General features: G+C 66.1%; 6 protein-coding genes and 1 pseudogene. 3 read left to right on the top strand and 4 right to left on the bottom strand.

Translation table 11 applies throughout. The annotated features are described in order from the left end of the window. Both AAF184_23670 and AAF184_23665 read left to right on the top strand, forming a co-directional pair. Nucleotides 1-487: tetratricopeptide repeat protein (locus tag AAF184_23670; GenBank protein MEO0425354.1), on the top strand; the 487-nt coding region annotated here is incomplete at its 5' end. Continuing rightward, nucleotides 484-2,400, top strand: a complete 1,917-nt coding sequence (locus AAF184_23665) for a CRTAC1 family protein (GenBank protein MEO0425353.1) — start codon at nt 484-486, stop codon at nt 2,398-2,400. The genes AAF184_23670 and AAF184_23665, both read left to right, overlap by 4 nt. A gap of 6 nt (nt 2,401-2,406) precedes the next feature. Here AAF184_23665 and AAF184_23660 read toward each other — a convergent pair whose 3' ends face one another. From AAF184_23660 to AAF184_23650, 3 genes are read right to left on the bottom strand one after another with little or no spacing between them, the layout of a single operon-like run. Then, a complete protein-coding gene (locus AAF184_23660; GenBank protein MEO0425352.1) occupies nt 2,407-3,846 on the bottom strand; it encodes a deoxyribodipyrimidine photo-lyase in 1,440 nt (479 codons plus the stop codon). Next, on the bottom strand, nt 3,843-4,487 hold the full coding sequence (locus tag AAF184_23655) for an alpha/beta fold hydrolase (GenBank protein MEO0425351.1): 645 nt from the start codon (nt 4,485-4,487) through the stop codon (nt 3,843-3,845). The genes AAF184_23660 and AAF184_23655 overlap by 4 nt, the downstream gene beginning before the upstream one ends. Continuing rightward, nucleotides 4,484-6,004, bottom strand: coding sequence for a cryptochrome/photolyase family protein (locus tag AAF184_23650; protein ID MEO0425350.1), 1,521 nt, complete (start codon nt 6,002-6,004; stop codon nt 4,484-4,486). Before AAF184_23650 ends, AAF184_23655 begins: the two co-directional genes overlap by 4 nt. A gap of 97 nt (nt 6,005-6,101) precedes the next feature. Here AAF184_23650 and AAF184_23645 point away from each other — a divergent pair, with 97 nt between their 5' ends. Next, nucleotides 6,102-6,908, top strand: a complete 807-nt coding sequence (locus tag AAF184_23645) for a hypothetical protein (GenBank protein MEO0425349.1) — start codon at nt 6,102-6,104, stop codon at nt 6,906-6,908. A 10-nt stretch (nt 6,909-6,918) separates the two neighbouring features. Here the strand turns inward: AAF184_23645 and AAF184_23640 are convergent. Further along, nucleotides 6,919-7,950, bottom strand: a pseudogene (locus AAF184_23640) (cobaltochelatase subunit CobN).

Genomic DNA, 7,950 nt, shown 5'->3' with positions numbered 1-7,950 from the left:
GGCCTGGTTCAATGCCCAGGTGGATCGCCAGAACGGTTACCTCGATGAGGCGATCACCCAGCTCGAAGCGATCGTGGAGACGCGCTTCGCGCAGGCCCGGTCGCGCGGCTTCGACTTCGCCTCGGACTACCGCGTGCTCAACGAGCTCGGCCTCACCCACTACGAGCGGGCGCGCGCCTCGCGCGGCGAGGGGCAGCGGGCGCGACGGGAGGCGGATCTCGAGGCGGCGCGGCGCTGGTACTCGGCCACCCTGGCCCTGGATCCTGAGAACCTCAGCGCCCACTACGGCCTAGCCCAGGTGTTCGCCGCCTTGGGGTTGACCCCCGAGGCCGACTATCATCGGGCGCAACATGCCCGATACAAACCTGACGACAACGCGGCTGACCTGGCCATCGCCGCCGCTCGCCGCGCCTACCCGCAGGCCGCACGTGCCGCGGACGACACGGTGATCTACCCGCTAGAAGCGCCGCGGTCCACGCGCCGATGAGCGATCGGCCGCCGGCCAGTCAGGGCGACCAGGTCATCGGTCGCGCCCTGAAGGTATCCCTGGCCTTCGCCCTCGTCGGCGTGGTGCTGGTGGCGGGCGCCTTCTGGGTGCTGCGCACGGATACGGGGGGCGATGATCTCGTCGGGGGTGCGCAGCCCGCACCGGCCCAGGCCGTGGTCGAGGAGACCCGGGCCACCGTGCCACGCTTCGTGGACATCACCCAGGCGGCCGGCATCGATGCCCTCCACAGGAGCGGTGCGGCCGGCGACAGCCTGCTCCCGGAGACCATGGGCGGCGGCGTGGCCTTCTTCGATGCCGATGACGACGGCGATCCCGATCTGCTGCTGGTGACGGGCGGCACCTTGCCCGGCGTAGAGCCCGCGTCGACCGCGCCCGGCCTCGCCTTCTACCTGAACGACGGCACCGGGCAGTTCACGCCCGTCGACCCGCAGGAGAGCGGCCTCGGCGGCAGCTTCTACGGCATGGGCGTCGCCACCGGCGACTACGATGGCGATGGCCGCATCGACGTCTACGTGACCGCCGTCGGGCCCAACCGCCTCTACCGCAACCTCGGCGAGGGCCGCTTCGAGGAGGTCACGTCGCGAGCGGCTGTGGCGGGTGCGGACGATGCCTGGAGCAGCAGCGCCGTCTTCGCCGATGTTGATCGCGACAACGACTTGGATCTGTTCGTGGTCAACTACGTGGCCTGGTCCCGCGAGATCGACTTCGAGGTGGACTACCGCCTGGCCGGCATCGGCCGCGCCTACGGCCCGCCGACCAACTACCCCGGCAGCGCCAGCTACCTGTTCCGCAACGAGGGTGACGGCACCTTCACCGACGTCTCGGAAGAAGCCGGCGTGGTGGTGCTCAACCCCGCCACGGACGCGCCGAGCGGCAAGGGCTTGGCCGTGCTCGCGATGGACGTGAACGAGGACGGTTGGGTGGACCTGCTCGTGGCCAACGACACGGTGGGCAACTACCTGCTCCTCGGCGACGGCGACGGCACCTTCACGGAGGTCGGCACCACGGCGGGACTCGCCTTCGACAACACCGGCACGGCGACCGGTGCCATGGGCATGGACGCGGCCTGGTACGACGACGGTCAGACCCTCGGCGTGGCCGTGGGTAACTTCGCCAACGAGATGTCCTCCTACTACGTGACCGAGCTCGCCGCATCGACGGGGGCGGGCGAGGTGCACCCAGTGCCCGTCTTCACCGACGAGGCGGCGATCAGCGGCATCGGCGCGCCGAGCCGGCGCGCGCTCACCTTCGGTCTGCTGTTCTTCGACTACGACCTGGACGGCCACCAGGACCTGCTGCAGGTGAACGGCCACGTGGAGGACGAGATCAACATCGTGCAGCCGAGCCAGCAGTACGCGCAGCCAGCGCAGCTCTTCTGGCGCTGCGCCGTGAGCGATTGCGCGCGCCCCTTCGTGGCCCTGGAGACGGCGCAGCTGGGGGCCCTCGCCGGGCCGCGCGTGGGGCGCGGCGCCGCGCATGCGGACATCGATGGCGACGGCGACCTCGACCTGCTGCTTACCGCGATCGACGATCGTCCCCTGCTCCTGCGCAACGATACGCCTGCGGGTGACCAGCACTGGTTGCGCGTGCGCTTGCGCGATGATCGTGAGGGCAGTGCCAACCGCCTCGGCTTGGGAGCGATCGTGACCGTGGTCCTCGGCGACGGTAGCCAACGTCGCCGCTTACTGAGCCCGGCCCGCTCCTACCTCTCGCAGGTGGAGGCGCTGGCGAGCTTCGGCCTCGGGGAGGAGGCGACCGTCGAGGCCGTGCAGGTGCGCTGGCCGGACGGTGAAGAGCAGCGCGTAGGCCCCCTGGCGGCAGACGGCGTGTGGGAGATCCGTCGCGGTGACGGTGATCCGGTGCTCGTCACGCCGTTGGTAGCGGTGCCCTGAGAGCCGTCAGCCCGTCACCGCTTTGAGCGCCGAGAGCGCGCGTTCCCGCGCCATCTTGTGGGCGACGATCGGCGCCGGGTAGTCCCGGCCCAGCTTCACGCCAACGCCCTCCAACACCTTCGTCGGCGCCGCCACGGGCTCGTGGATGTACTTGTCCGGGATGGAGGCGATCTCCGGCACCCAACGCCGCACATAGGTGCCCTTCGCATCGAACTTCTTGCCCTGCAGGGTGGGATTGAAGATGCGGAAGTAGGGCGCTGCATCCGCCCCGGAGCCCGCGGCCCACTGCCAACCGCCGGCGTTGTTCGCCAGATCCGCATCCACCAGCGTGTCCCAGAACCAATTCTCGCCGAGGCGCCAGGGCAGCAGGAGGTGCTTGACCAGGAAGGAGCCGACGATCATGCGCACGCGATTGTGCATCCAGCCGGTGGTCCACAGCTCGCGCATGCCGGCGTCGACGATGGGGTAGCCGGTCTGACCCCGCTGCCAGGCGCGCAGGCCCGCGGCGTCGTCGCGCCAGGGGAAGGCCTCGTAGGCGGGCTTGAAGGCGTGTTCGCCGATGGTGGGGTAAGCAAGGAGGAGGTGGCTGTTGAAGTCTCGCCAGCCGAGCTCGCGCAGATAGGCTTCGGCGCGAGGGTCGGCGATATTGCCGCCCACCTCGTTCAGCACCAGCTGCCAGATCTGGCGCGGGCTGATCTCGCCGAAGCGCAGATGGGCCGATAGGCGCGAGGTGCCGCGCTCGCCCGGGATGTCACGGGCGTCGTGGTAATCGCCGAGGCTGGTCTCGAGGAACCGCTCGAGGGCCGCGATAGCACCCGCTTCGCCGGGGGTCCATTGATCGGTGAAGCCCCCTGACCAGTCCGGCGTCGTCGGCAGCAGCTGCCAATCTCTCAGGGACTCACTGGAGACGGCGGTGTCGAAGGCTGTGAGCGTCTCCGGCGCGGGGGCAGGCGCTTTGGGCGGATCCGCGCGCAGGCACGCGCGCCAGAAGGGGGTGAAGACCTTGTAGGTGTCACCGCTGCCGGTGACGATGCGTCCCGGCTCGAACAGCAGCCTGCCGGCGAAGCGTTTCACCGTGACTCCGGTTTCGCTGAGCGCGGTGTTCAGTTGCCCTTCGGTGTCCACCACCCACGGTTCGTAGCCTCGGCCGCAGTACAGCGCGTCCGCGCCCACCTCGGCGACCAGCTTGGTGAGCACATCCGTAAAGCGGCCGCGGCGCAGGGTGAGTGGCACGCCCAGCTGCGCCAGCGATTCGCCGAGGCGGGTCAGGCTGTGATGCAGCCACCAACGGCTGGCGCCGCCGAGGGCCCAGTCGCCGGGGGACTTGTCGTCCAGCACGTAGACCGCTACCACGGGCTGGCCGCTCTGGGCTGCCGCCTGCAGGGCGGGCTGATCGGTGATGCGCAGATCGTCGCGAAACCAGACGACGATGGGGGAGGCAGTCATGGCGTCTCCGGTGATGCGCCCGCGTGCAGCGCCAGGATGCGCGAGCGCACGTCCTGATGCAGCCGGGGATGGTTGAGGATGCATTGATGGCACATGGAGTCGATGCGCACGTTGGACGCGGCGCTCAAGGTGCTGCTGCGCGCCGGCACGATGACCAGATCGAAGGGCGTCCAGTAGCAGGTGAGGGGGCGTTGGGTGAGGGTGTCGAGGTCGTCGTTGAGACGGTTCAACAGGGCGCTGCCCGGGCGCATCTGGCGCATGCCGGGGAGCGGGCCCAGCCAGGACCACTGGGTGCCGTGGTGAGGCGCGCAGACCGAGAGAAACTGCGCCGTGCGCTCGATGCCCCCGAGCGCCTGCAGGTAGTAGCGCGAGACGATGGCGCCCATGCTGAAGCCGAGCAGATGCACGGGCTGAGTGGCAGGTACGTGCTGTTCGATGTGCTCGGCGAGCTGTTCGGCCAGCGCCTCCAGGCGGGCACCCCCGTGGTTAGGGACGAGGTTGGGTGCGCTGCTCGCGATGCCGGCCTCTTCGAGGGTCCCTTGCAGGGGACGGAAGATGCGTCCGAGATCCATGATGCCGTGAACCAGCACGGCGGCCGCTTCGGCCTGCGGCGCCGCGGTGTTGCCCATGTCAGCGTTCACGCGGCGCGCGTCTTCGCCTCGAGAAAGGCTTCGGCAGCGCTGAAGATCGTCTCCCGGCGGGTGTCTTTCATCTTGTCCAGGGTGCGCGTCATCATCGAGAGGCGGGGGTTGCTGGCGAACTGCTCACGGTGGCGCGCGATGAACCGCCAGTACAGGCCATCCACCACATCGCACCACTCGCCCTTGCGATAGTCGCTCATCTTCAACAGGTAATTCGAGCCGCAGATGTAGGGTTTGGTGGCAAAAATGCCGCCATCGCTGAAGATGCCCATGCCGTATACGTTGGGGCCCATCACCCACTCGGAGGAGTCGACGAACATCTCCATGAACCAGTCGTGCACGCGGTGCGGATGGATCTCGCACAGGGTCATGAGGTTGCCGAACACCATCAGGCGCGGAATGTGGTGAACCCAGCCGAGCCGTTGTACGTCGCGGATCGAGTCGTCCAGGGGCGGTATGCCCGTGGTGCCTTCGTACCAATCGTCGGTGAGCTCGCGCGTGTGCTGCCAGTGGTTGCGTTCAGCCTGGGTCTCGCCGTGATGGCGGTAGATGCCGCGGATGAACTCGCGCCAGCCGATGATCTGGCGAATGAACCCCTCGATGCTCTGGAGCGGCAGCTCGGGGTGGTCGCGATGGGCGCGCTCGACCCGGTAGAGCACATCGCGCGGGGTGATCAGGCCGAGGTTGAGCATCGGCGTCAGCACGCTGTGAAACACGGTGGGTGAGCGCGTGGTCAGGGCGTCCTGGTAGGGACCGAACAATTCGAGGCGCTCGTCGATGAAGCGCTTGAGCCAGGCCAACGCCTGGCGGCGGGTCACCGGGAACCAGAACTGATTGCCATCGCCGGGGTGGTCGGGGAACTCTCGGGTCACCAGTTCGATCACCGCCTGAGTGATCTCATCCAGCCGGCGCCCCGGCAGCTCAGGGATGTCCTGGGAGGCGGGGAGCTTACGGCGGTTGTCCGCATCGAAGCTCCATTGGCCGCCGATCGGGTTCTCGCCATCCGCCTCCATCAGTACGCCGAGGCGCTTGCGCTCCTGCTTGTAAAACTCCGCCATGAAGGGGCGCCGGGCGCCCTCCAGGTATTGCGCGAAGCGTTCGCGTGGGCAGAGAAACATGGGGTTCTCGAGTACTTCACAGGCGAGGTCGTGGCGCTCGGCGAAGTGCTGCAGTCGCTTTTCGAAGGGTTTGTCCTCCACCTCGAAGTGCACCAGCTCATTGGCTCCCTCGCGCTTCAAGCAGGCGGCGAGCTTGTCCTCAAAGGGGGTGTCACCGTCCTCCTCCAGCGCGTGGTACTCCACCTCGTAGCCCGCCTCGCGCAGGGATTGCGCGTGGTGGCGCATCGCCGCCAGGAACAGCACGATCTTCTGCTGGTGGTGTCGCACGTAGGTGCACAGGTGGCGATCCTCCGCCATGAAGATCAGCACCGAGCCGACCGGCGGCAGGGCGCTGGGCACGAACAGGTGGTTGCCCAGCAGTGGCATTACCCGGCGCGCGGAGGGTTTTCGCTTGGTCACAGGGGCTCCTCGAGGGGGCGCGTTCGTCGACATGGGGATAGCTATACACTTTCGTCCGAGGGCGCCAGCCCGTTGCATCGCAAGAGGAGGAGCCGACATGCCTTGTCACCGCATTCGTGCAAACGCTGACCGACGGGCGCGTGGCGTCGCAGGCGGCGTTCTCATCGCCCTGTGCGTGCTTTGCCTCCCCGCTGTCGGTGCCGAGGATCCGCTCGAGCCAACGCCGCCGTCGCAGGCCCAAGGGGTGCAGACGCAACTGGTGGTGCGAGCGCGGGCTCGCGGTGCCAACTACGTCACCACCGACATGGGGGTGAAGGTGACGCTGAAGGACATGGCCACCGGGGCGGTCCTCGCCGAGGGGCTCACGATCGGCAACGTCGCCGGCACCGATCCCGAGCTCACGGCGGCGTTCCGCACCACCCTGGCGCTGACCGGCCCCACGCGCATCGAGGCGAGTGTCCGAGCGCCCCTGAGCTACCCTCACGCCAGCGTCAGCGTCAGCAGCACCGCCTGGGTGCTTCCCGGTAAGCACATCACGGGTGAGGGTTGGGTGCTGGAGTTGCCCGGGTTCGTCGTCACCCTACTCGATGCGCCACGAGCGGTGGCACTCGGGGAGGATGGCGAGCAGGGCATGGAGGTGCTCGCCAAGGTGGTGATGATGTGCGGCTGCCCCACGGAGCCTGGCGGGCGTTGGGACTCAGACGGCTACGAGCTGAAGGCGGCGCTGGTGCAGTCGGGCGTGACCGTGCGCGAAGCGACCTTCAGCTACGCTGGCGAGAAGAGCACCTATCGCACGCGCTTGCCCGTGCCCGATGCAGCCGGCCACTACGAGCTGGTGGTCACGGCCTACGACCCGGTGACGGGTAACGTCGGGGTGACGAGTGCGCCAGTAGACGTGCACTAGCAGATCCGCAAGGCTTCACACCCACAAACCACATCATCTGAGCGAGTGACTCACCGTAGGTTTTGATGTTGTCCGTACCCCACAGCACTGTGGCAATGGTTTCAGGATAGTCACCGTCATTTTCAGACCGCTGACGTGCAATCAATCGATCAACAACAATCTTTGCCGAATCGACTGCTGCTGAGGTCGGAATCGACTGAGGGTCTAGCGCGTGAATATTTTTCCCTGTCGGCAACACTTCCGGATTACGGATAGGGTCACCACCTGGGCCAGGAAGCACGTACTCGCCGTCTAGCGCGCTCAGCAATCCAGCCAGCTCATTGTCTGCGACAACCTGCTTCAGGCAGAACTGCAAATACTCAAACAACGTTGTGAGTGACTCATCTTCAACGTTTTTGTAGCCCATCTTATGCAGCGCTTTTGTCCACACCGCCTTGCCGCCGCCAAAGTTAAAGGCAGTGAGCAGGGATTTAGCCGAAACCCGGCCATCTTCATTAATTTGTTCTTCCACCATGGCTCGCACAGCTGCGCGAACCGCTTCAGTAATATCGAACAGATTCTGAACATCTTCTAGGTTACCGATGTCGCTATTGCGATAAATCTCGTCGATATCGCGGCCCATGCTCTCAGCGATGATGCGCTGAATGCTCTTCTGGCCTTCTTCCACACGGTCTAGGCTGGCGATGTTCACCAGGGTTGCGATCGCCTCTTCAGCGGTAGGCGGCTCACCCACCACATGCAGCCCGCAAGGCAACAAACGAGACTCAATCTCCATCAATTTGATGTAGAGCTTTCCGACTAAGGTATCGCGCTCCTCTTTCGTCATTTCACTGCACTCTTCGGGCAGCTCAATGTCCTTATCCAGGTTCACCTGACGCGCCTTTTCAATCGCTGCATTCACAATCGGAATTCCCCGACCGCCTTCTTTCAAGGTCTGATAAGAAGCAATCAGCTCGCTGAGTTCCTTCAACCCCTTGTACAGCCCGGCATTCTCGGCAGGAGGCGTTAGGTAGCTAATAATCTCCGCATAGCCACGACGCTT

Source organism: Pseudomonadota bacterium (genome assembly GCA_039815145.1).
Classification (GTDB): Bacteria; Pseudomonadota; Gammaproteobacteria; order Steroidobacterales; family JBCBZW01; genus JBCBZW01.
Note: the sequence above shows the minus strand (reverse complement) of the source record. Positions and strands in the feature narration are given on the sequence as shown.

Bases quoted from the DNA above. Each gene is read 5' to 3' on its own strand.
- AAF184_23665 (MEO0425353.1), top strand. From the start codon at position 484: ATGAGCGATCGGCCGCCGGCCAGTCAGGGCGACCAGGTCATCGGTCGC.
- AAF184_23645 (MEO0425349.1), top strand. From the start codon at position 6,102: ATGCCTTGTCACCGCATTCGTGCAAACGCTGACCGACGGGCGCGTGGC.
- AAF184_23660 (MEO0425352.1), bottom strand. From the start codon at position 3,846: ATGACTGCCTCCCCCATCGTCGTCTGGTTTCGCGACGATCTGCGCATC.